The following is a 22,509-nucleotide window of genomic DNA, read 5'->3' as shown; positions in this document are numbered from 1 at the left end:
ATTAATGCCGACTGACATGCCCCCATCGCGAGCAGACTCACTCCCACAGGTTTTTGTGGTGAGAGATAAATGATGTACAGCCTTGAAGACCTGCTCCACCTGATGAATCGCCTACGCGACCCGCAGTACGGTTGCCCGTGGGACATCAAGCAAACCTACGCGACCATCGTCCCGCACACCCTTGAAGAAGCCTACGAGGTGGCCGACGCCATCGAGCGCGGTGACTTCGATCACTTGCAGGGTGAATTGGGGGATTTGCTGTTCCAGGTGGTTTACTACAGCCAGTTGGCTCGGGAAGAAGGGCGCTTCGAGTTCGACGGTGTGGTCGACAGCATCACCCGCAAGCTGATTCGTCGTCACCCCCACGTTTTTCCTACCGGGGATCTGTACGCGCCGCTGGATGTTCCGCGGCTGAGCGAAGAACAGGTCAAGCAGCGCTGGGAAGAGATCAAGGCCCAGGAGCGGGCCGAGCAGTCATCAGCCCCCGAGCAGTTGTCCTTGCTCGACGACGTGCCCGCCGCACTGCCGGCCTTGTCGCGGTCGGCCAAATTGCAGAAGCGCGCCGGGCAGGTCGGTTTCGACTGGCCGGATGCTTTGCCGGTGCTGGATAAAGTCCGCGAAGAGCTTGATGAAGTGCTCGAAGCCATGGCCGACAACGACTCGGTAGCCATTGCCGATGAAGTGGGCGACCTGTTGTTTTCCGTGGTCAATCTGGCCCGTCATCTCAAGGTCGACCCGGAATCCGCACTGCGCGGTGCCAACAACAAGTTTGAAAGACGCTTCCGATTTATCGAACAGGCATTGCGCGACACCCACCGTCCCATGGAAGATTGCACCCTCGAAGAGTTGGACGCCTTGTGGGGCGAAGCCAAACGTCAGGAAAAGAATTTGCCCAGCTGCGGTTGAGCAGTTGCCTAAGTGAGTATTAAGCACCATGAGCATTTCCCTTCGCGACCAGTTGCTCAAAGCAGGGCTGGTCAATCAGAAGCAGGCCAAACAGGTCGGCAAAGAGAAGCAGAAACAGCAACGCCTGGCCCACAAAGGTCAGATCGAACTCGACGACTCGCAGCAACGTGCCGCCCAGGAAGCGTTGGCTGAAAAGGTCAAGCGCGACCAGGAGTTGAACCGTCAGCAGCAGGAAAAGGCCGAGGCGAAAGCCCGCGCCGCGCAGATCAAGCAATTGATCGAAGTCTCGCGCCTGCCCAAGCTGACGACTGAGGATTACTACAACTTCGTCGACGACAAGAAGGTCAAGCGCATCTCCGTCAACACGCTGATGCGCAACAAGCTCAGCAGCGGTTCGCTGGCAATCGTGCACCATGGCGGCGGTTACGAAGTGATCCCGCGTGAAGCCGCCCTGAAGATCCAGGAGCGCGATCCGCAGCGCATCGTGCAAATGAATGTGCAGACCGAAGAAGTCGCGACCGAAGACGATCCGTACGCGGCCTATCAGATCCCGGACGATCTGATGTGGTAAGCGCTTAAGGCTCTACAAAGACAAACCCCGCTCATTGGCGGGGTTTGTCGTTTTCAATGCTGTAATTGCTTATGAGCAGGTCCTAGGCGGACAGTTGTTCACGTTGCTGTTCCAGTGTTTCCAGTTCGCATTTGTAGTTGTGGGCATCGGTCTCGGAATGGAACATCCCCACGAGCAAGTCTTGTTGGTGCACATCCCAGATACGGATGCCGGCGGCTACGCCTTCATGAGACATATGTGAATCGTCGCGTTCAGTTACTTTTACAGTCATCTGCTAGCTCCAATCTCAGTTACCTGCACCAAGGCATGTGCAGGACTCTGTTATATGTTTGGATAGCTTGCTAAGTAAACGACCAGATTTCGTAACGGACAGTTGCAGATTTTGCAAAAGTCCTGCAATCCGCCAAATCCGCGACATTCGGTCGCAGGCCGTTAAGTTTCATGACAAAAGCTTCATGTTGGCAATGAGCAAAACTGTAGGTCACGCACGATTCTTGTAGCAGCTGGCGAAGCCTGCGTTCGGCGACGAAGTCGTCGTAAAACCAGTCGCCTCCATGAATCAAGCATACCGCGTGTACCGAATTGACGACGACTTCGTCGCCGAACGCAGGCTTCGCCAGCTGCTACAGGGGCCGTGGCGAATTTATCTGTTTGCAAAAAAAACGCCCCGAACCAGTCGGGGCGTTTTCATGTGCGGCGTAGCAGGGCGGGTATTACTTACCGGCCCAGCGCTTCAGTACCAAGGTAGCGTTAGTGCCACCGAAACCAAAGCTGTTGCTCATCACGGTGTTGATGGTGGCGTCTTCGCGAGTCTTGGTCAGGATTGGCATGTCAGCCACTTCCGGGTCCAGTTCGTCGATGTTGGCGGAACCCGCCATGAAGTTGCCTTCCATCATCAGCATGCAGTAGATCGCTTCGTGAACGCCGGCGGCGCCCAGGGAGTGACCCGACAGGCTCTTGGTGGAGCTGATGGCCGGAGCATTGGCACCGAATACTTCACGCACACCTTTCATCTCCGCGACATCGCCGACCGGAGTCGAAGTGCCGTGGGTGTTCAGGTAGTCGATCGGCGTATCGACGGTGGACATGGCCATCTGCATGCAGCGGATGGCACCTTCGCCGCTTGGAGCGACCATGTCGTAGCCGTCGGAGGTCGCGCCGTAGCCAACGATTTCCGCGTAGATCTTCGCGCCGCGAGCCAGAGCGTGTTCCAGCTCTTCGACAACGACCATGCCGCCACCGCCGGCAATGACGAAACCGTCACGCTTGGCGTCGTAGGCACGGGAAGCTTTTTCCGGGGTTTCGTTGTACTGGCTGGACAATGCGCCCATGGCGTCGAACAGGAACGACTGGCTCCAATGCTCTTCTTCACCGCCGCCGGCGAACACGATGTCCTGCTTGCCCATCTGGATCTGTTCCATGGCGGTACCGATGCAGTGAGCACTGGTGGCGCAGGCAGAAGCGATGGAGTAGTTCAGGCCCTTGATCTTGAACGGCGTGGCCAGGCAAGCGGAAACGGTGCTGCTCATGGTCCGTGTCACACGGTATGGGCCAACGCGTTTCACGCCTTTCTCGCGCAGGATGTCCAGTGCTTCCATCTGGTTCAGCGTGGAGGCACCACCGGAACCGGCGATCAAGCCAGTGCGCGGGTTGGAGACTTGCTCATCGGTCAGACCGGAGTCGGTGATGGCGTCTTTCATGGCCAGGTAGGCGTAAGCCGCCGCGTGGCCGACGAAGCGATAGATCTTGCGATCGATCAGCTCTTCGAGGGGAAGGTCAATGGAGCCGGAAACCTGGCTACGCAGACCCATTTCGGCATATTCCGGGTTGAACCGGATGCCAGGGCGACTTGCACGCAGGTTAGCGGAGACGGTCTCTTTGTCATTGCCCAGGCACGAAACGATGCCCAGACCAGTGATAACGACGCGGCGCATGCGGATAACCCTTAGAAGTTGTCAGTGGAGGTGAAAACGCCGACCCGAAGGCCTTCGGCGGTGTAGATCTCGCGGCCGTCGACACTGACCGAACCGTCGGCGATGGCCAGGTTCAGCTTGCCCTTCAGGACGCGTTTAATCTGAATGTTATACGTAACTTTTTTGGCGGTCGGCAGAACCTGACCAAAGAACTTCACTTCGCCCGAACCCAGGGCGCGACCGCGGCCCGGCAGACCTTGCCAACCGAGGAAGAAGCCGACCAGTTGCCACATGGCATCAAGGCCCAGGCAGCCTGGCATCACCGGATCGCCTTCGAAATGGCAAGCGAAGAACCACAGGTCCGGGGTGATATCCAGCTCGGCGACCAATTCACCTTTGCCGTACTTGCCGCCTTCTTCGCTGATATGGGTGATGCGATCCACCATCAGCATGTTCGGGGCGGGCAGTTGCGCGTTACCTGGGCCGAACAGCTCACCGCGACTGCAGCGCAGCAGGTCTTCCCGAGTAAAGGCGTTTTGTTTGGTCATGCGAGCTCCTCAATAATCCCATGCGGCAGGTGGGGCGAATCTTCCCGGCCGATCGAAGCGTTCATGCCTCGAATCAGCAGCCTACTCATAGACTATTGCGTTGTGGTGAAAGTCACAGCGCCAAGGACATGAATGTACACTTGTGCACTGAAATTATTTTTCAAGCCCCTTTTCGGGCCTGTTCGGGTGCCTAAGACTGCCGCACTTTCGCCTTTCACGCCAGTCGCAGATGGTCGAAAGGCCTGCACTACTGCAGCCAGCGTTGCAGAATTTGCTGTAGGTCAGTTCGTTTGAAGGGCTTGGCCAGGTAATCGTTCATGCCCGCCGATAAACAGGCTTCACGGTCGCCCTGCAGAGCGTTGGCTGTCAGGGCGATGATTGGCACGTCGCTGCAACCGGGTAATTGGCGAATCTGACGGGTCGCCTCGTAGCCGTCCATGATCGGCAACCGGCAATCCATCAGGATCGCTTCGAAGATCAGGCTCTCGGCGCTGCGCACGGCCTGCGCACCATCGGTCGCGACGCTGACGGTAAAACCCAGGCTGCGCAACATGGCTTCGATGACCGTCTGATTCACCGGGTTGTCTTCCACCAGCAGTACATTGCGGCCATTTCCGTTGTTGTTGGCCGCGGGTACTCGCGGCGCTGGCACTGGCATCTTCTGTTTGAACAGCGCCAGTGGAATTTCCAGCGTAAACACCGAACCCAAACCTTCTTCGCTCTGGGCCCGCAACGTGCCACCCATGCGTTCCGCCAGCGTTCGGGCAATCGACAGGCCTAGGCCGGTACCGCCATAGCGCCGTGAAATGGAACTGTCGGCTTGCTGAAACGCGTTGAACATCAGCTCCAGGCTTTCGGCCGAAATCCCGATGCCGCTGTCGCGAACGGTGCAGGTAAACCACAGCAGCTCATGATCCAGCGACTGCCATTGCGGCTCGATGCTGACGCGCCCGTGCTCGGTGAACTTCAGCGCGTTACCCATCAGGTTCACCAGAATCTGCCGGATGCGCGTCGGGTCGCCCTGGACCTGTAGCGTGTGCATGTCCTCGGGGATCTGCAGTGAGAGGTCGAGCCCGCGTTGCACGGCACTGTGCTGGAACGCTTGGGCGCAGCTGCTGATCAGGTCCGCGAGATTGAATGGAATATGTTCAAGGTCCAGCTCCGCACGCTCGATGCGCGAGAAGTCGAGGATGTCGTTGATCACCTTGAGCAGGTGCTCGGTGGACTCCGAGGCGAGCGCCGCATATTCGACCTGCTCCTCGGTCATTTGTGTGGTTTCCAGCAGCTGCAGCATGCCCAGAACACCGTTCATCGGGGTGCGCAATTCGTGGCTCATCATCGCGAGGAAGTCGGATTTTGCGTTGTTGGCTTTTTCCGCCTCCTCGCGGGTCTGGATCAGTTGCGCCATCGCCTGATGCTGTTCGCGGCTGGCTTGCTCGAGACCGTTTGCCAGGTTGTTGATGTGCTGTGACAGCGCGCCCAGTTCAGTGTCGTCGACAATGGGCAGCGGGGTTTTGTAGTCGCCGTCCTGAATCGCCTTCACGGCATGACCGATATCGCGAATGGGTTGGGAGAGGCTGCCCGCCAGTCGCCGGGCGATCAGGAAGGTAAACAGCAGCGCGAACAGCGCCAGGATGGCGGCCTTGAGCAGGATTTCCTGTTGGCGCTGGCTGAAGGCGTCATTGGACAGCCCCACGATGACCCGGCCCAGATAATCCTCGTTCGGGGCCAGGTTGGCGACGCGGCTGTTCTGGAAGAAATCGGTGCTCAGAGCGATCCGTTGCAACCGTACCGGCGCCTGGAACACTTCGACCTGTTGTGAGCGAGTGTGGGTTTCCGAAGGGTGCTCGACGTACACCAGAATCCGGTTGGCACTGTCCTGAACCTCCAGAAAGCGGACGTTGGGTGTGGCCAGGGTCGCCTTGAGCAGACTTTCGAGTACCTCATTGTTGCCCGAGATCACCCCGTACTCGGTGGCCGGCGCCAACTGGTTGGCGATCAACTGTCCGGTGTGGTTGAGCTCCTGGCGCAGGTCCTGGATTCGCACGAACGTGAAGAAGCTGATCAACAGCAACGTCAGCAACAGGGCAGGGCCGAGGCTGATGATCTGGGTTCGAGTGTTGATGTCCCAACGACGGTGGAATGTCACGGACGGCGTTCTCCTGCGGCCAACTGGGTTACGACAGAAGCTTCATCTATCTGTTCAACACCTAATGAACGAGCCACCTGCGGGTTACTCAATACCTTGAAGCGATTTGGATAGAGCGTGCGCGGCCACGTGGCGGGCGGGCGATCGAGCATTTGGTCGAGAATCGTCAGCCAGTCGTTCTGATCGCTGTAGGTGCTGGCAAGGCTGCCGGCCTTGACGAACGCGGCGTTGGGGCCAATCAGGGCGGTGTGCCGTGTGTAACTGCTGAGCAACAGGTTCTTCGCCGTTTTGGGGTTGTACAGGTCAGGATCGTCAAGCCCGAGTAGCACGTCGCTGTTTTTCAGCAAGGTTTGCAAGGGACGGCTGTCATTGGTGTCGTCCCAGTGCTCGGCCACAATCTCAAGGCCCAATGGCACGGCCGCCTGGCGGAGTTCTTTCAGTAGAAATGCGCTGTGCTGGTCGAAAAGGACACCAATGCGCCGGGCCTGAGGCAACAGGATTTGTGTGAGGCGCAGTTGCCGATCCAGCGGAGGATCACTCCATAACAGGCTCAGGTGCGAAGGCAGGGTGGTACCCAGTCGAAGACGCGCTTGCAGACGGCTGATCCGCAGCACCAGTGTTGGCGGCCCCTCGGTGTCTTGCAGGCGCCAGTCCAGGCTCGGCAGGTCGAGGAGGATCAAGCGCGTATTGACCGGCAGTTTGCCCGGCAGCGACAGGTTGGCCAGTGGTTCAAAACGCACAGTGTCGTGCGGGCGTGTCTCTTTCAGGGCCGTGGTGAAGGTCTGCATGCCGGGGCTGTCCTCTGCGCCGATCAGCAGAATGTCGGCAGAGTTCGCCGAAAAATGACTCAGCAGACCGGCAAACAGCAGGCACAACCCGACCAGCAGGCGGCCAAAGGTTGGCGTCTTGCGTGGCCGGCAGCGCGACATCTTAAAACTCCAGCTCCGCGCTGAAGTACATCACACGACGCTCGTCATAATTGTTATCGACGAAGGTGGTGGGTTGATGGTCGAGGCGCTGCTGCATCACGCCGGCCAGTTCCAGATGAGCCTTGCCGAACTGGATGCGCTTGGCGATACGGGCGTCGAACCTCTCGAAGCGGTAGCCGTTGAGCGCGTCATCGCCATAGTAAAAAAGTGCACTGCTCCAGCCTTTGCCCCAGTCACGCAACCAGCCGGCGGAACCACTGTTGCGCGCGGTCTGTTGCTCATCCAGCGGATTGCTCGTCTGGGCGTCGACATAGGCGTAGGTCAGGCGCAGGCGGTCGGCGCGGCTGATGTTCCAGTCGAACTGCGTTTCAGCCCCGGTAAAACGTGCCGTGTTAGCGTTGCTGGCAATGTACTGATTGTTGCGCAGGGGTTCGCTGATCATGCCGGTGATTTCGTCGTAGAAGAACTTCACATCAACGGCTAGCCCCTGTTCGGCGAAATAGCCGTTGTAGCCCAATTCTCTGGAGCGCATGTGTTCCTGGTCGAGATCACCGGGGCCGCGGGTCCTGACGAAATAGCGGGCGCTGGACTGTCCGTAGGCGCCTGGCTTCAGATTGGTCACCCGGTAGCTCCAGTTGACGTTGTTCTCGAACATGTCCGGCGATCGCACGGCTTCGGAATACACCGCCCGCAGGCCATGACGCGGATTGATCAGGTAATTGACCGCGACGCGCGGCGTCAGCGAACTGCCGCTCAACCGTGTGTCCTCGAACATCGCTCCACCCTGAAGCAGCCAGTGCTCGGTGGCGCGCCACTCGAGTTGGCCAAATGTCCGCCAGGTGGTGTCGTCGAGCGTGCCATTGAAGTAGGTATCGGAATCGGCCCGGTCGTAACGATAGTTCATGCCACTGACCAGACGCAGACTCTCGGACAGGCTAAGCGTGTCTTGCAGTTCGAGTTCGTAGCGCGATTCCCGGGAGCTTTGGTCGATGTCGCCACACAAGGTCTTGCGGGCCCCGTGCTTCCATTGATCCAGCACTTGATTGGCCAGGTCCCGTTCCTGAGCGGTCCCTGGCGCGGCGCCTTGACCGGTGAAGCGCTCGATATTGCGCGCCAGGCGTTCGGTGTAATTGGGGTTGAGCTGCCAGAGCCGGGTCAATTCCGGGCTGAAGGACAGTTCGGCATCGCAGGCGCGCCACGTCTGCTGTCGATCCCAGTGCTGGGCTGTGCCCTGGACATACAGGCTGTGATCGGGATTGATGTCCAGGTTCCAGCGCAACGAGCCCGCGTATGACTTGGCGATGGCATCGGCATTGTTACCGGCATCGGTAATCCCCGAGAACACCGGGCGGTAGGTGTAAGGCCGCTGGTTCGTCCCGTCCTTGGCATTCAATTGCCAATCGATGCTTTGTCGTTCGTCGAGTGCCTGACTGACGGCGAGATTGAATCGGTTCAGGCGACGACTGTCGCGATAATCGGCACCGTTGCGATCCGAGTCGAAGCCGTCGTCCTGCAGGCCTGACAGGGAAAGGCGCAAGTCTCCACCGTCCCAGCCGGTGCCCTGGCTGGCGTAAAAGTCGTTGATGCCGCGCTGACCCCGGGTGACTTTCATCCGTGTGCCATGGCTGTCGGCCGGGTTGCGCGTGATGATGTTGACCACGGCCATCAACGCATTGGCGCCATAGCTGACGGTGTTCGGGCCGCGGAATACTTCGATGCGTTCGATGTCCTCCATGGCGACCGCGATGTCGCTCCAGTCCACCGTAGCCAGGCCTGCGCGGTATACCGAACGGCCATCGATCAGCACCTGCATGCGTCGCGCTGCGGTAGCGTTGGTGCCGTGGTAATTCACCGCTGGCTGATTGCCGTTGATGTTACCGACCATCATCCCCGGCACCAGGCGCAGCAACTCACTGATGTCCCGCGCGCCGCTGGCATTGATCAGTTGGCTGTCGATCACCGTTATGCTGCCAGGTACCGCAGCTGGCGACTGTTTGAGCCGCGTCGCCGTCAGAATCTGCGGGAGCGGCTCGCTGTCGAGGAACAAGTCGTCAGCCATCAAGGGCGAGCTGAAGACCAGCGCCAGGACCAGCGGCGAGCGAGGTGACGTAGCGCCAATTGACACAACACATCCTTGATAGTGATTAACTGGCGCGCATGGTAACCGAGCCGATTGAATTATCCAGTCACAATGCCGGCATTTTCCCGGGTTTCATGGGTCTTCTTCCAACTGATGCGGGTAATTGTCGCGAGGGCTGGCCGCGACCCGGACGCTCCGTATAATGCCGGCATCGCCACTGTATGGATAAACGGATTACATATGACTGAACAGCGCCCAATCGCGGTACTGGGAGGCGGAAGTTTTGGTACCGCCGTGGCCAATCTTCTGGCCGAGAACGGGCACCAGGTCCGACAGTGGATGCGAGATCCCGACCAGGCCGAGGCCATTCGGGTCAATCGCGAGAACCCGCGTTACCTCAAAGGCATCAAGATCCTGCCGGCCGTGGAGCCTGTCACTGACTTGCAAGCCACGCTGGAAGCCTGCGACCTGTGCTTCGTCGCACTGCCGTCCAGCGCGTTGCGGTCGGTACTCGTCCCGCACGCCGAGCGCTTGAGCGGCAAGTTGTTGGTGAGCCTGACCAAAGGGATCGAAGCCCACACGTTCAAACTGATGAGCGAGATCCTCGAAGAGATCGCCCCGCAAGCCCGCATTGGCGTGCTTTCCGGGCCGAACCTGGCCCGCGAAATCGCCGAACATGCCCTGACCGCCACCGTCGTCGCCAGCGAAGATGAAGAGTTGTGCCAGCGCGTTCAGGCGGCCTTGCACGGCCGGACTTTCCGCGTGTACGCCAGCGCCGACCGCTTCGGCGTGGAACTGGGCGGGGCGTTGAAGAACGTCTACGCGATTATTGCCGGCATGGCCGTTGCGTTGGGCATGGGCGAAAACACCAAGAGCATGCTGATCACGCGGGCGCTGGCGGAAATGACCCGCTTTGCGGTGAATCAGGGCGCCAATCCGATGACCTTTCTTGGCCTGGCGGGCGTGGGCGATTTGATCGTTACTTGCTCATCGCCGAAAAGCCGCAACTATCAGGTCGGTTTCGCCTTGGGTCAGGGTTTGAGCCTGGAGGACGCGGTGACGCGTCTTGGGGAAGTCGCCGAAGGTGTGAACACGCTCAAAGTCCTCAAGGCCAAAGCCCAGGAAGTGGGGGTGTATATGCCGCTGGTCGCGGGGCTGCATGCGATCCTGTTTGAGGGGCGCACGCTGGAGCAGGTCATTGGGCTATTGATGCGCGGCGAACCGAAAACCGACGTCGACTTTATTTCCACCAGTGGTTTTAACTGAATTTTTCCGCAGCGACCCCATCTACAGAGTCAGGGAGCGAGACATGAACGATCCGAAAGTAGAAGCAAAATACGAGTCCATCCTGCTGCGCGTCTTGTGGATGCTCATTTACGTGCTGGTCTGGCAAGTGGCCCAGTTCATTTTGGGCGCCGTGGTGCTGGTCCAGCTGATCTATCGTTTGATCTATGGTGCCCCGAGCGCCAGCCTGATGAACTTCGGCGACAGCCTGAGCCAGTTTTTGGCGCAGATCGGTCGTTTCGGCAGCTTCCACAGCGACCAGAAACCCTGGCCGTTCGCCGACTGGCCAACGCCGCGTACTCCGGAAGGTGAAGCGCCGCACGCCGTGCCGCCAGCACCGCACCCGGTCCGAGATGAGGAACCCAAACTATGAAACTCTGGGTATTGCGTCATGGTGAAGCCGAGCCACATGGCACGCGGCCAGATTCCGAGCGAGCACTGACCGCTCATGGTCGTGAAGAAGTGCTGCGCAGCGCTGCCAAGTTGATTGGCCAGCCAATCTCAGCGATCTATGCCAGCCCTTACCTGCGAGCGCAGGAGACGGCAATGCTGGTTCGCGAAGCGTTGGGGTTCGAGCCTGAGATCCGTACTGTCGAATGGCTGACCCCCGACAACCGCCCTCAAGCGGTGGCCGAACAGTTGGTCTCCGTGGACTACGCATTGCTGGTCAGCCATAACCCGCTGGTGGGCAATCTGCTGGGTTATTTGCAGCACGGTCATGTTCAGGAACCCGAAGCGGTGAAAACCGCGGGCCTTGCAGAGCTTGAGGGTGATCTGCCAGTGGCGGGCGCAATGAAGCTCAATGGCATCAAGCACCCTTGAACGTTGAAAGATCCACCCTGCGGCAGCGCCTGGTATTTTCCCTGTAGGCGTTACCTCAGGCTGCAATCCGTTGATCCAGTTTTTGTCCTCAAATAGTTAACCAAGCAACCGCTTGGTTGACTACGCTTGCTCCAGAACAAAAACAGGAGCGAGTCGCATGTCTGCCGCTATTCGATTGCCACTGGACGTCTTCTACGAGCGTGAAGCCCATCATCCCCGCCAGCGTTTTCTGGTTCAGCCTGTGGGTGGAGGCCAGGTCGAAACACTGACCTGGGCCGACGTCGGCCATCAGGCCCGCTGTGCCGCCCATTGGCTGCGGGCGCGGGAATTGCCCCAAGGCAGCCATATCGCGCTGATCTCGAAGAACTGCGCGCACTGGATCATTGCCGACCTGGCGATCTGGATGGCCGGGCATGTATCCGTTCCGCTGTACCCCAACCTGACCGCTGAATCCGTGGCACAGGTACTGGAACACTCCGAAGCCGTGCTGGCGTTCATTGGCAAGCTCGATGACTGGCCAGGCATGTCCCGAGGTATCCAATCGGATCTGCCGACGATCAGTCTGCCGCTGCATCCTCCTGGAACCTTCGATTTCAGCTGGGCTGACTTGCAGGCAAGCTCACCGATCCAGGACGACCCCAAGCCTGCCGCCGATCAACTGGCAACCATCATCTACACCTCCGGCACCACGGGCATGCCCAAAGGTGTCATGCACAGCTTCGGCAATCTGGGGTTCGCCGCCACTCGTGGCACGCAGCTGTTTGGACTCAACGAGGCAGATCGACTGCTGTCCTATCTGCCGCTGTGCCACGTTGCCGAGCGGATGTTCGTCGAAATGGCGTCTATCTACACCGGACAAACAGTTTTCTTTGCTGAAAGCCTCGACACCTTCCTGACGGATCTGCAGCGCGCGCGACCGACTGCATTGTTTGGCGTGCCGCGAATCTGGACCAAATTCCAGATGGGCGTGTACAGCAAGATTCCGGCAAAGCGCCTCGACTTTTTGCTCGGCTTGCCAATCATCGGCAAGCGGGTAGGGCATAAAGTCCTCGCGGGGCTGGGGCTGGATGCATTGCGTATCGCGTTGTCCGGCGCCGCGCCCGTGCCCCAGAGTTTGCTGCTGTGGTACCGCAAACTCGGGCTGGATGTGCTGGAGGTCTACGGTATGACTGAAAGCTGTGGCTACTCGCACATCTGCCTTCCCGGTCAGAACAAACCCGGCTGGATCGGCAAGCCGTGCCCGGAGGTCGAGGTGCGGATAGAACCCTCGGGTGAGGTACTGGTTCGCAGCGGCGCCACCATGCTGGGCTATTTCAAGGAACCGGAAAAAACCGCTGACACCCTCACCGAGGATGGCTTCCTGCGCACCGGTGATAAAGGTGAGGAGGATGCTGAAGGCAATCTGCGCCTGACCGGGCGACTCAAGGAAATCTTCAAGACCAGCAAAGGTAAATACGTGGCCCCGGCCCCGATCGAAAATCGCCTGGCGGTGCATTCGCGGATCGAACAGGTGTGCGTGGTGGGCGACGGGCTGACCGCGCCGCTGGGGTTATGCGTGCTGTCCGCGGTTGGCCAGCAGGACGCGGGCAGTAATGCGCGTGCCGGCCTGCATTCGAGTCTGGAAAGGCTGCTGGAGGAGGTCAACGGCGCCCTCGATAAGCATGAACGCCTGCGCAGGCTGGTGGTGGTCAAGGACAGCTGGGCGGTGGAAAACGGCTTTCTGACGCCGACCCTCAAGATCAAGCGCAACGTGATCGAAGCGGCGTACGGTGCGCGGTTTGAAGAATGGAGCGAGCGCAGCGAGACCGTGCTGTGGCAGGATTGATTCACGAACAAAACCAACAAAGGATGTCAGCAATGAGCTTGTGGCGTACCACTCCCAATATCGAGCAGTTGAACGCGATCCAGAAAAACACCATTGGCGAAGTCCTGGATATTCGCTTTGAAGCGTTCGACGATGAGTCCCTGACCGCCAGCATGGTCATCGACCACCGTACTCACCAACCCTACGGTTTGCTGCATGGCGGCGCTTCTGTGGTGCTGGCTGAAAGCGTGGGATCGATGGCCAGTTACCTGTGCATCGACGCCAGCAAGTTTTACTGCGTGGGCCTGGAGATCAACGCGAACCATTTGCGCGGATTGCGCAGCGGCCGAGTGACCGCCGTGGCCAAGGCGATTCACATCGGCCGTACCACGCATGTGTGGGATATCCGCCTGAGCAGTGATGAGGGCAAGGCGAGTTGCGTTTCGCGGCTGACCATGGCGGTGGTGCCGCTGGGCGAAAATCCGCCGGCGCGCTAAGTTATTAACCGTCCCCCTGCAGCAGCGGGCGAACCTGTGGCTACACAGGGGCTGGCCGGACTGTCACTGATGCTGGCAGATACGGTCATTGCTGTAGGACGCAGTCTTACGGACAATCAACGCCTGATTTCGCTCATGGATTTGCCGGTATGTCGCAACAGATATTTTTCGCCCACGCCAACGGGTTTCCTTCCGGGACCTACGGCAAATTGTTCGCGGCCCTGGCGCCCGAGTATCAGGTGACGCATCTGGAGCAGCACGCCCACGATCCGCGTTTTCCCGCTGACGATAACTGGTACAACCTGGTGGATGAGTTGATCCACCATCTGGAGTTGCAGGCGGAACCCGTGTGGGGCGTCGGTCATTCCTTCGGTGGTGTCCTTCATCTGCACGCTGCATTGCGTCGTCCCGAGCTGTATCGCGGGGTCGTCATGCTTGATTCGCCGGTGCTGACCCGCGCCGATCAATGGGTAATTCGCGCGGCCAAGCGTTTCGGCTTTATCGATCGCCTGACACCCGCCGGCCGCACTTTGGGACGCCGGGAAGAATTCACCGATCTGGACAGCGCGCGTCGCTATTTTGCCGGCAAGACTCTTTTTCGCAGCTTCGATCCGGAATGCCTGGACGCGTACCTTCAGCATGGTTTGCACAGGGTCGGTGACACGCTGCGCCTGCGTTTCGACCCTGCGACGGAAATCAGCATCTACCGGGGTGTTCCGCACACCAGTCCCGGGCTGGCCCGGCAACTTAAAGTGCCGCTGGCGGTGGTTCGCGGGCACCGCAGTCGTGTGGTCATGCGCCATCACGCCAGCGCTGTCGGACGCATGCCATTGGGCGAGTCCCTGACGATGCCCGGAGGCCACATGTTTCCCCTCGAACGCCCTCAGGACACTGCCACACTGCTGAAAAACCTGTTCAGCCGCTGGGAAGGTCGACGTCAGCAGGATTGCGCATGAGTCATGTCGTCGAAGAAGTACGCCTGAGCCTGCCGCACATCGAGTTGGCGGCCCATCTGTTCGGTCCTGAAGACGGTTTGCCGGTCATTGCCTTGCACGGCTGGCTGGACAACGCCAACAGCTTTGCGCGGTTGGCGCCCAAGCTCAAAGGCTTGCGCATCATCGCGCTGGACATGGCCGGCCACGGCCACTCTGGTCATCGGCCACCCGGTGCGGGTTATGCCATGTGGGATTATGCCCACGATGTGCTGCAAGTCGCCGAGCAGTTGGGATTGAAGCGTTTCGCGTTGATGGGTCATTCCATGGGCGCCATCGCTTCGGTGATCATTGCAGGGTCGTTGCCTGAGCGCGTCACCCACCTGGCGTTGATCGACGGCCTCATTCCTCCTACAGACAAAAGCGAAAACGCCGCCGAGCGTATGGGCATGGCCCTGCAGGCGCAGCTGGACCTGCGGGAAAAACGCAAGCCGGTCTACAACACCCTGGACCGCGCCATAGAAGCCCGCATGAAAGGGCTGGTGGCGGTGAGTCGGGAAGCCGCAGAGTTGCTCGCTCAACGAGGGCTGATGCCGGTACCGGGGGGTTACACCTGGCGGACCGATAGCCGACTGACGCTGCCTTCGCCGTTGCGCCTGAGCCCGGAACAGGCGATGGCCTTCGTTCAGCGGGTCAGGTGTCCGGCAACGCTGGTGGTGGCTGCTGACGGCATGCTCGCCAAACACACTGAGCTCCTGGAGCGTCTACCCTTTAGCCGGGAACAGCTGCCGGGCGGTCATCATTTGCACCTGAACGATGAGGCCGGTGCCGATCTTGTCGCAGACTGTTTCAATCGGTTCTTCGCCGTTCCTTGACTTGCGCCGGGCAACTGTCGAGGCTGGGCGGGTTGAAATGGGAGACAACCATGATAGATCTCTACACCGCTGCGACCCCGAAAGGCCACAAGGTCTCTATCGTGCTCGAGAAACCCGGCATGCCCTGCTTGGCGCACGCCTTGAATATCGACAAAAAGGAAAAGAAGTCTGCGCGTTACCCTGCCAGCTTCTTCAAAGGCGCCCAGGCCATGCTGATCCGATGAGCCTTTCTATGCGTTCTTTCAGTTTTCTAGCGCTGTGCTGTTTCAGTCCTCTGTTATTTGCTGCTGATGTTCCAGGCAGTCAAGACCTGCCTATCCTGCCCCGGATGGGCGATGCGCAGATTGTCGATTATCGCCCGACAGTGGAGCTTGAACGGATCTACCCGTTGGGTTCGATCCGCAAGATCAGCGGGCAATTGCGCTTCGATGGTCAGGTCACTGCCCGGGGGCAAGCCACCTCGGTGACCTACGAGTTGCCACCGGAACATTCCTCTACTGATGCTTTTACCGCTGCACGGGAAACCTTGCAGAAACAGGGCGCCGAGCTGTTGTTCTGGTGCCAGGCACGAGATTGCGGTGAGAGCAGCCTGTGGGCCAATGAAGTCTTTGGCAATGCCAAGCTGTATGGCGCCGACGATCAGCAGGCGTACCTGCTGTTGCGCCTGGCGGCACCGCAGGACAATACGCTGGTAGCGCTCTACAGCATCACTCGCGGTAATCGTAAAGCCTATCTGCACGTCGAACAGTTCGACGCGGCGGCACCCTTGGGTGATGTATTGCCGACTTCGGCGACCTTGCTTCGTCAGCTTAAAAGCACCGGCGCGCTGGACTTCCCCAAACTGACGGAAGCGCCTGACGACACCTGGCTGCGTTTGCTGTCTCGCGGCTTGAACCTGGACACGAACCTGCGAGTCAGCATTTCCGGGAAAAATGCCGAAGCCTGGCGTCAGGCATTGGTGGGGCAGGGTGTGCGAGCGGCACGGATGGAAACCGGTAGCGTCGAAGGCTCTGGCCTGCACATCGAGCTATTGCGATAAGCTGCACCAGGCGAACGTGCAATGCGCGTTCGCCGACTCTTTCCTGACTGACTTTTCGAGACGTACATGATCAACAATGATCGGCTGTTGGTGCAGATCCTGCTCCTGGTGCTGTTTGGCGCGAGCTTATGGGTGATGGCGCCGTTTTGGTCGGCAATGTTCTGGGGCGCGGTGCTGGCTTTTGCCAGTTGGCCGTTGATGCGTTTGCTGACCCGCTGGCTCAATGGTCGCGAATCCCTGGCGGCGGCATTGCTGACCCTTGGCTGGATGTTGCTGGTGGCAGTACCGCTGGTGTGGCTGGGCTTCAACCTGGCTGATCATGTGCGTGATGCAACGGCGTTCATCAAGGATGTACAGGTCGATGGCCTGCCGGAAGCGCCGACCTGGCTGGGTTCGATTCCGTTGGTTGGCGAGCGTCTGGTCGGGATCTGGAACAGCATCGATGAGCAGGGCGCCGCCATGATGGTGGCGGTCAAGCCGTACCTGGGTCAGGTCGGCAACTGGTTGCTGGCGCGCAGTGCGCAGATCGGCGGCGGTATTCTCGAGCTGACCTTGAGTATTGTCTTCGTGTTCTTCTTTTATCGTGACGGTCCGCGATTGGCGGCGTTCGTTCATGGTCTGCTTGAGCGATTGATCGGCGATCGTGCCGGTTATTACATCGAACTGGTCGCGGGGACGGTTCAGCGCGTGGTGAACGGTGTGATTGGTACGGCGGCGGCTCAAGCCGTACTGGCGCTGACCGGGTTCCTGATCGCCGGGGTTCCCGGGGCCCTGGTGCTCGGAATTGTGACCTTCCTGTTGAGTCTGATTCCCATGGGGCCACCGCTTGTGTGGATACCCGCGACCGCGTGGCTGGCCTGGAAGGGTGAGTACGGCATGGCGGTCTTCCTCGGGATCTGGGGCACATTCGTCATCAGCGGTGTGGACAACGTGCTCAAGCCTTACCTGATCAGTCGAGGCGGGAACCTGCCGTTGGTGATTGTGCTGCTGGGTGTGTTCGGCGGGCTGATTGCGTTTGGCTTCATCGGCTTGTTCATCGGTCCGACATTGCTCGCCGTGGCTTACAGCCTGTTGACTGACTGGAGCAAGAGCCACGCCCGCGTAGACGATCGTCGCTGAGTCTTGTCTTCGGACCTGACGCTCAGGTCCGGGGCAAACGAATCACTGCGGTCAGACCGCCACCGACAGTTTCTTCCAGGTTCAATTGACCAGCCTGTCGCTCGGCCGCTTCCCGGGCGATGGTCATGCCCAGGCCGACGCCCCCCGAATTGCGGTTGCGCGAACCTTCCAGACGGAAAAACGGCTCGAATACCGCTTCTCGCTTGTCCGCCGCGATACCGGGGCCGTGGTCAACGACCCGGATCACCACGTGGTCTAGATGGTCTTCAAGGCTAATCAACGCTGCCCCTGCATAGCGCAGGGCGTTATCCAGCAGATTGTTGATGCATGAGCGCAATGCCATCGGCTGCACTTGCAGCGGAGCACAGTGGCCGCTGACTTCAACGTCGGCGCCCTGATCCTGAGCATTTTCGCTCAAGGACTCGACCAACGCCTGCACATCCATCCATTGAGGCGCCTCGCTGGTGCGTTGTTCGTGCAAGTAAGTCAGGGTGGCGTCGAGCATGCTGATCATGTCGTCCAGGTCCTGACGCATTTGCCCCTGCAGCTTCTCATCGACAATCTGTTCCAAACGCAGCTTGAGCCGGGACAGCGGCGTGCGCAGGTCATGGGACACCGCCCCAAGCATTCTCGAACGTTGATGAACCTGTTCGATGATCCGTTTTTGCATGAGGTTGAAGGTATAAGCAGCCTGCCGTGCTTCCCGGGGGCCGGACTCGTCCAGTGGCTGGCTGTCGAGGTTTTCGCTCAAGCGCTCGGCGGCCTCACTCAGACGCCGGATAGGTTGGCTCAGCAGCTTGGCGCCGTACCAGGCGGCAATGATCAGCGAGATGAACTGAAAGGTCAGGGGCACCAAAGGCCCACCAAACCAGGGTCGTGGTGGTGGCTTGTTCATCCCCTCGGAAAACGCTGGTGGCGGAGGAGGTGGGGGACCGTAATGGTGAAACCAGGCAAACGCCAACAGGTGAGCAAGGACAATGGCCAGCAACAACACGCCAAACAGACGGCCGAAGAGTGTGTCGAAGCGGGCTCGCATCAGCCGATGTCTCGTGCGTCGAAGAGGTAACCCTCACCACGAACGGTTTTGATCAATTGCGGGGCCTTGGGGTCATCCCCCAGTTTTTGGCGCAGACGGGATACCAGCAGATCAATGCTGCGATCGAACGCCTCGATCGAACGGCCGCGCGCAGCGTCCAGCAGTTGTTCGCGACTGAGTACACGGCGCGGACGTTCGATGAACACCCAGAGCAAGCGGAATTCAGCATTCGATAGCGGAACCACCAGGCCATCGGCGGCTACCAACTGGCGCAGGACACTGTTCAGGCGCCAGTTGTCGAAGCGAATGTTCGCACGCTGTTCGGTGCGATCATCGCGGACCCGGCGAAGAATGGTTTGAATCCGCGCTACCAGTTCTCGCGGTTCGAACGGCTTGGCCATGTAGTCATCGGCGCCGAGCTCGAGGCCGATGATGCGGTCGGTAGGCTCGCAGCGAGCGGTCAGCATCAGGATGGGAATGTCCGATTCGGCACGCAGCCAGCGGCACAGCGACAAACCGTCCTCACCGGGCAGCATCAGATCGAGCACCACCACATCGAAGTACTCAGCCTGCAGGGCCAGACGCATCGCGTCGCCATCGGTGACACCGCTGGCGTGAATGTTGAACCGGGCCAGGTAGTCGATCATCAGTTCGCGGATCGGGACGTCATCGTCGACGATCAGCGCGCGAATGTTCCAGCGTTTGCCATCGCCAGTCACTTTTTGATCGTCGTTCAATGGTGTCGGAGAAATGTGCATGCGTGCGTTCATCTGCCAGGAAGGCTGCCAATGGCGGCGAGATTGTGGCTTCAGCATAGGCGCCCGGCCCGGAGGCGGGAAGTGCTGGAAGGATCAGTAGCGGTGGGCGAGGGTAGCGATCAAGGATGTTGTGGGCATGTCGGCTGTGTATCGAACTCGACACAATGGGTGGACCGACTAGTCTTGCCAGAGTCTTCGGGACGATTTACCGATCATCGGGTCCCGCAGCGCCGTTGGTTCCGCTACAATGCGCGCCGATTTCGTCCTGCCTGAGAGCCCGCACATGTCCGTCTGCCAGACTCCTATCATCGTCGCCCTGGATTTCCCCACCCGTGACGCCGCACTGAAGCTGGCCGACCAGTTGGACCCGAAACTGTGCCGGGTCAAAGTCGGCAAGGAACTGTTCACCAGCTGCGCCGCAGAAATTGTCGGCACCCTGCGTGACAAGGGGTTCGAAGTGTTCCTGGACCTCAAGTTTCACGACATTCCGAACACCACGGCCATGGCGGTCAAGGCTGCTGCGGAAATGGGCGTCTGGATGGTCAACGTGCATTGCTCCGGCGGCCTGCGCATGATGGCTGCCTGCCGTGAAGTGCTCGATCAGCGCACCGGCTCCAAGCCGCTGTTGATCGGCGTGACCGTGCTCACCAGCATGGAACGTGAGGATCTGGCGGGCATCGGCCTGGACATTGAGCCACAGGAACAGGTACTGCGCCTGGCCGCACTGGCAGAGAAAGCCGGGATGGACGGTCTGGTGTGCTCGGCACTGGAAGCCCAGGCACTGAAATCGGCGCACCCGTCACTGCAATTGGTCACCCCGGGGATTCGTCCGGCGGGCAGCGCCCAGGATGATCAACGCCGCATCCTGACACCGCGTCAGGCACTGGATGCCGGTTCCGATTACCTGGTGATCGGCCGCCCGATCAGCCAGGCCGCAGATCCGGCCAAGGCATTGGCAGCAGTGGTTGCCGAACTGGCTTAAAAAAATCGCAGGCTGCGACAACGCCTACAGGGTGTACCCGATCCCGTGTAGGAGCTGCTGCAGGCTGCGATCTTTTGATGTGTAATTAGACCTTCAACACCAACTTCCCGAAATTCTCCCCGCTGAACAACTTCATCAGCGTCTCCGGGAACGTCTCCAGTCCTTCGACAATGTCTTCCTTGCTCTTGAGTTGCCCCTTGGCCATCCAGCCGGCCATTTCCTGCCCGGCAGCGGCGAACTGTGCGGCGTAGTCCATCACCACAAAGCCTTCCATTCGCGCGCGGTTGACCAGTAACGACAGGTAGTTGGCTGGGCCTTTCACGGCCTCTTTGTTGTTGTACTGGCTGATGGCGCCGCAAATAACCACCCGTGCCTTCATGTTCAGGCGGCTCAAAACCGCGTCAAGGATGTCGCCACCGACGTTGTCGAAATACACGTCGACGCCTTTGGGGCACTCGCGCTTGAGGCCAGCTTGAACGTCTTCGCTTTTGTAGTCGATGGCTCCGTCAAAACCCAGTTCGTCGATCAGGAACTTGCACTTGTCGGCACCGCCCGCGATTCCGATCACCCGGCAACCCTTGATCTTGGCGATCTGCCCGGCAATGCTCCCCACTGCGCCGGCAGCACCGGACAGCACCACGGTGTCGCCTTCCTTCGGGGCGCCTACATCGAGCAAGGCAAAGTAGGCCGTCATGCCGGTCATTCCCAACGCTGACAAATAGCGCGGCAGGGGGGCCAGTTTTGGATCAACCTTGTAGAAACCGCGTGGTTCGCCCAGGTAATAGTCCTGCACACCCAGGGCGCCATTGACGTAGTCACCGACAGCAAAGCCTGGATTGTTCGACGCTATGACCTTGCCCACGCCCAATGCGCGCATCACTTCGCCGATACCGACTGGCGGGATGTAGGACTTGCCCTCGTTCATCCAGCCACGCATCGCCGGGTCCAGGGACAGGTATTCGTTCTTGACCAGGATCTGACCCGCAGCCGGTTCGCCGACCGGTACTTCCTGAAAGGTGAAGGTCTCGCGGGTCGCCGGGCCCACCGGACGTTTGGCGAGCAGGAACTGGCGATTGGTCTGGGTAGTCATGACAGGCACTCAAGATGAATGAAGCCTTGTTGATAGACCTTCGCGGCGACTCCCGCAAGTTTGGCTGATGCGGCGAATGCACTTCGATCCAGAGCAGTGATAATTGAGTGCATGGTTCCATCACTGCAACTCATGGTCGCCCAACCGGCCTTTTGATAGTGCTGCCGTGCTGTCAGCTCCTGTGGCTAGACTGGGCCCACGCGATCTCCCGCATCCATCTCTTCGAGGACATAACAATGAGCATGACGTTTTCTGGCAAGGTCGCCGTTGTGACCGGTGCTGCCAATGGTATCGGCCGCGCGACTGCCCAGGCGTTTGCCGCAGAAGGCTTGAAGGTGGTGGTGGCTGACCTGGACACGGCGGGCGGAGAAGGCACGGTGGCGCTCATTCGCACGGCAGGCGGTGACGCGACCTTTGTGCGCTGTAACGTCACCCTGGAAAGCGATGTAAAGAATCTGATGGACGAGGTGATCACCACCTACGGCCGTCTCGACTACGCCTTCAACAACGCCGGGATCGAGATCGAGAAAGGCAAATTGGCTGAAGGCACCGTAGACGAGTTCGACGCGATCATGGGCGTCAACGTCAAGGGCGTCTGGCTGTGCATGAAGTACCAATTGCCGTTGCTGCTGGCTCAGGGCGGTGGGGCTATCGTCAACACAGCTTCGGTAGCAGGTCTTGGAGCGGCGCCGAAGATGAGTATCTACGCGGCATCGAAACACGCGGTGATCGGCCTGACGAAGTCGGCAGCCATCGAATACGCCAAGAAAAAAATCCGTGTGAACGCGGTGTGTCCTGCTGTCATTGACACTGACATGTTCCGTCGCGCCTATGAAGCGGACCCGAAGAAGGCCGAGTTTGCTAACGCCATGCACCCGGTCGGCCGCATCGGTAAAGTCGAGGAAATCGCCAGTGCAGTGCTGTACTTGTGCAGCGATGGTGCAGCGTTTACCACGGGGCATTCGTTGGCCGTGGACGGTGGGGTTACAGCATTTTAAAAAAGACCTTTCACGTATGAAAAAACCGCGCCCGTGCGTAAAGCTGTTCACTTGGACGATCTTCAGACGAGCACGATACTGTGGCGAGGGGATTTATCGGAATGCCGCACCACCCCGTCCGGCTGCGCAGCAGTCGTAAAACCCGCGACGCGGTGTATCTGATGCACCACGGATGTA

The 22,509-nt window shown here is 59.5% G+C and carries 22 protein-coding genes and 1 pseudogene; 14 read left to right on the top strand and 9 right to left on the bottom strand.

Annotation, left to right across the window (positions count from 1 at the left end; all coding sequences use genetic code 11):
* Positions 1 to 72 precede the first annotated feature (72 nt).
* On the top strand, positions 73 to 906 hold the full coding sequence (gene mazG, locus AC3ZVB_RS09045; RefSeq protein ID WP_162437962.1) for a nucleoside triphosphate pyrophosphohydrolase: 834 nt from the start codon (positions 73 to 75) through the stop codon (positions 904 to 906).
* A gap of 28 nt (positions 907 to 934) precedes the next feature.
* Entirely contained in the window at positions 935 to 1,477 is a 543-nt protein-coding gene (locus tag AC3ZVB_RS09040) for a DUF2058 domain-containing protein (protein ID WP_162437963.1), read from the top strand.
* 82 nt (positions 1,478 to 1,559) lie between these two features.
* Here AC3ZVB_RS09040 and AC3ZVB_RS09035 read toward each other — a convergent pair whose 3' ends face one another.
* From AC3ZVB_RS09035 to AC3ZVB_RS09010, 6 genes are all read right to left on the bottom strand, one after another.
* Positions 1,560 to 1,748 (bottom strand): hypothetical protein, encoded by a 189-nt coding sequence (locus tag AC3ZVB_RS09035; protein WP_162437964.1) that lies wholly within the window; start codon positions 1,746 to 1,748, stop codon positions 1,560 to 1,562.
* Between the two features lie 442 nt (positions 1,749 to 2,190).
* Positions 2,191 to 3,411 carry a beta-ketoacyl-ACP synthase I gene (fabB, locus tag AC3ZVB_RS09030; protein WP_054054895.1) on the bottom strand — a complete coding sequence of 407 codons (1,221 nt, stop codon included), beginning with the start codon at positions 3,409 to 3,411 and terminating at the stop codon, positions 2,191 to 2,193.
* 11 nt (positions 3,412 to 3,422) lie between these two features.
* Positions 3,423 to 3,938, bottom strand: a complete 516-nt coding sequence (gene fabA, locus AC3ZVB_RS09025) for a 3-hydroxyacyl-[acyl-carrier-protein] dehydratase FabA (protein ID WP_010211704.1) — start codon at positions 3,936 to 3,938, stop codon at positions 3,423 to 3,425.
* Positions 3,939 to 4,185: 247 nt separating this feature from the next.
* Entirely contained in the window at positions 4,186 to 6,087 is a 1,902-nt protein-coding gene (locus AC3ZVB_RS09020) for an ATP-binding protein (protein WP_490146334.1), read from the bottom strand.
* The gene (locus AC3ZVB_RS09015) at positions 6,084 to 7,016 is read right to left on the bottom strand and encodes an ABC transporter substrate-binding protein (protein ID WP_162437967.1); all 933 of its coding nucleotides are present in this window, start codon (positions 7,014 to 7,016) and stop codon (positions 6,084 to 6,086) included. Before AC3ZVB_RS09015 ends, AC3ZVB_RS09020 begins: the two co-directional genes overlap by 4 nt.
* A gap of 1 nt (position 7,017) precedes the next feature.
* Positions 7,018 to 9,141 (bottom strand): TonB-dependent receptor plug domain-containing protein, encoded by a 2,124-nt coding sequence (locus AC3ZVB_RS09010; RefSeq protein ID WP_490146333.1) that lies wholly within the window; start codon positions 9,139 to 9,141, stop codon positions 7,018 to 7,020.
* A gap of 195 nt (positions 9,142 to 9,336) precedes the next feature.
* Between AC3ZVB_RS09010 and AC3ZVB_RS09005 the strand changes: the two genes are divergently transcribed.
* The 10 genes and pseudogenes from AC3ZVB_RS09005 (at position 9,337) to AC3ZVB_RS08960 (ending at position 17,468) form a co-directional block, all read left to right on the top strand.
* The gene (locus AC3ZVB_RS09005; RefSeq protein WP_162437969.1) at positions 9,337 to 10,362 is read left to right on the top strand and encodes an NAD(P)H-dependent glycerol-3-phosphate dehydrogenase; all 1,026 of its coding nucleotides are present in this window, start codon (positions 9,337 to 9,339) and stop codon (positions 10,360 to 10,362) included.
* A 43-nt stretch (positions 10,363 to 10,405) separates the two neighbouring features.
* The gene (locus AC3ZVB_RS09000) at positions 10,406 to 10,753 is read left to right on the top strand and encodes a DUF4389 domain-containing protein (RefSeq protein WP_162437970.1); all 348 of its coding nucleotides are present in this window, start codon (positions 10,406 to 10,408) and stop codon (positions 10,751 to 10,753) included.
* The gene (sixA, locus tag AC3ZVB_RS08995) at positions 10,750 to 11,202 is read left to right on the top strand and encodes a phosphohistidine phosphatase SixA (protein WP_162437971.1); all 453 of its coding nucleotides are present in this window, start codon (positions 10,750 to 10,752) and stop codon (positions 11,200 to 11,202) included. Before AC3ZVB_RS09000 ends, sixA begins: the two co-directional genes overlap by 4 nt.
* Positions 11,203 to 11,359: 157 nt before the next feature.
* On the top strand, positions 11,360 to 13,027 hold the full coding sequence (locus AC3ZVB_RS08990; RefSeq protein WP_490146332.1) for an AMP-binding protein: 1,668 nt from the start codon (positions 11,360 to 11,362) through the stop codon (positions 13,025 to 13,027).
* 32 nt (positions 13,028 to 13,059) lie between these two features.
* Positions 13,060 to 13,503 (top strand): hotdog fold thioesterase, encoded by a 444-nt coding sequence (locus AC3ZVB_RS08985; protein ID WP_162437973.1) that lies wholly within the window; start codon positions 13,060 to 13,062, stop codon positions 13,501 to 13,503.
* Positions 13,504 to 13,652: 149 nt separating this feature from the next.
* A complete protein-coding gene (locus tag AC3ZVB_RS08980) occupies positions 13,653 to 14,459 on the top strand; it encodes an alpha/beta fold hydrolase (protein ID WP_162437974.1) in 807 nt (268 codons plus the stop codon).
* Entirely contained in the window at positions 14,456 to 15,310 is an 855-nt protein-coding gene (locus AC3ZVB_RS08975; protein ID WP_162437975.1) for an alpha/beta hydrolase, read from the top strand. The genes AC3ZVB_RS08980 and AC3ZVB_RS08975 overlap by 4 nt, the downstream gene beginning before the upstream one ends.
* A 50-nt stretch (positions 15,311 to 15,360) precedes the next feature.
* A pseudogene (locus tag AC3ZVB_RS08970) lies at positions 15,361 to 15,480 on the top strand (thioredoxin domain-containing protein); the annotation flags it as partial.
* 62 nt (positions 15,481 to 15,542) lie between these two features.
* The gene (locus AC3ZVB_RS08965; RefSeq protein WP_490146331.1) at positions 15,543 to 16,349 is read left to right on the top strand and encodes a DUF4892 domain-containing protein; all 807 of its coding nucleotides are present in this window, start codon (positions 15,543 to 15,545) and stop codon (positions 16,347 to 16,349) included.
* A gap of 66 nt (positions 16,350 to 16,415) precedes the next feature.
* Positions 16,416 to 17,468 carry an AI-2E family transporter gene (locus AC3ZVB_RS08960; RefSeq protein WP_162437977.1) on the top strand — a complete coding sequence of 351 codons (1,053 nt, stop codon included), beginning with the start codon at positions 16,416 to 16,418 and terminating at the stop codon, positions 17,466 to 17,468.
* A 22-nt stretch (positions 17,469 to 17,490) separates the two neighbouring features.
* Here the strand turns inward: AC3ZVB_RS08960 and AC3ZVB_RS08955 are convergent, their stop codons facing one another.
* The gene (locus AC3ZVB_RS08955; RefSeq protein WP_490146330.1) at positions 17,491 to 18,504 is read right to left on the bottom strand and encodes a sensor histidine kinase; all 1,014 of its coding nucleotides are present in this window, start codon (positions 18,502 to 18,504) and stop codon (positions 17,491 to 17,493) included.
* Entirely contained in the window at positions 18,504 to 19,262 is a 759-nt protein-coding gene (locus tag AC3ZVB_RS08950) for a response regulator (RefSeq protein WP_490146329.1), read from the bottom strand. The genes AC3ZVB_RS08955 and AC3ZVB_RS08950 overlap by 1 nt, the downstream gene beginning before the upstream one ends.
* 283 nt (positions 19,263 to 19,545) lie before the next feature.
* Between AC3ZVB_RS08950 and pyrF the strand changes: the two genes are divergently transcribed.
* Positions 19,546 to 20,244 (top strand): orotidine-5'-phosphate decarboxylase, encoded by a 699-nt coding sequence (gene pyrF, locus AC3ZVB_RS08945; RefSeq protein WP_162437980.1) that lies wholly within the window; start codon positions 19,546 to 19,548, stop codon positions 20,242 to 20,244.
* Between the two features lie 85 nt (positions 20,245 to 20,329).
* On the opposite strand, the gene AC3ZVB_RS08940 is transcribed toward pyrF, so the two are convergent.
* Positions 20,330 to 21,334 (bottom strand): NADP-dependent oxidoreductase, encoded by a 1,005-nt coding sequence (locus AC3ZVB_RS08940; RefSeq protein ID WP_490146328.1) that lies wholly within the window; start codon positions 21,332 to 21,334, stop codon positions 20,330 to 20,332.
* Positions 21,335 to 21,570: 236 nt separating this feature from the next.
* Between AC3ZVB_RS08940 and AC3ZVB_RS08935 the strand changes: the two genes are divergently transcribed.
* Positions 21,571 to 22,332: an SDR family oxidoreductase gene (locus AC3ZVB_RS08935; RefSeq protein ID WP_194693114.1), complete on the top strand. Its 762-nt coding sequence runs from the start codon at positions 21,571 to 21,573 to the stop codon at positions 22,330 to 22,332.
* The last annotated feature ends 177 nt before the right edge of the window (positions 22,333 to 22,509 follow it).

It is taken from the genome of Pseudomonas sp. MDV22-iso1 (genome assembly GCF_058145095.1).
This window is presented reverse-complemented; position numbering and strand designations above follow the sequence as displayed.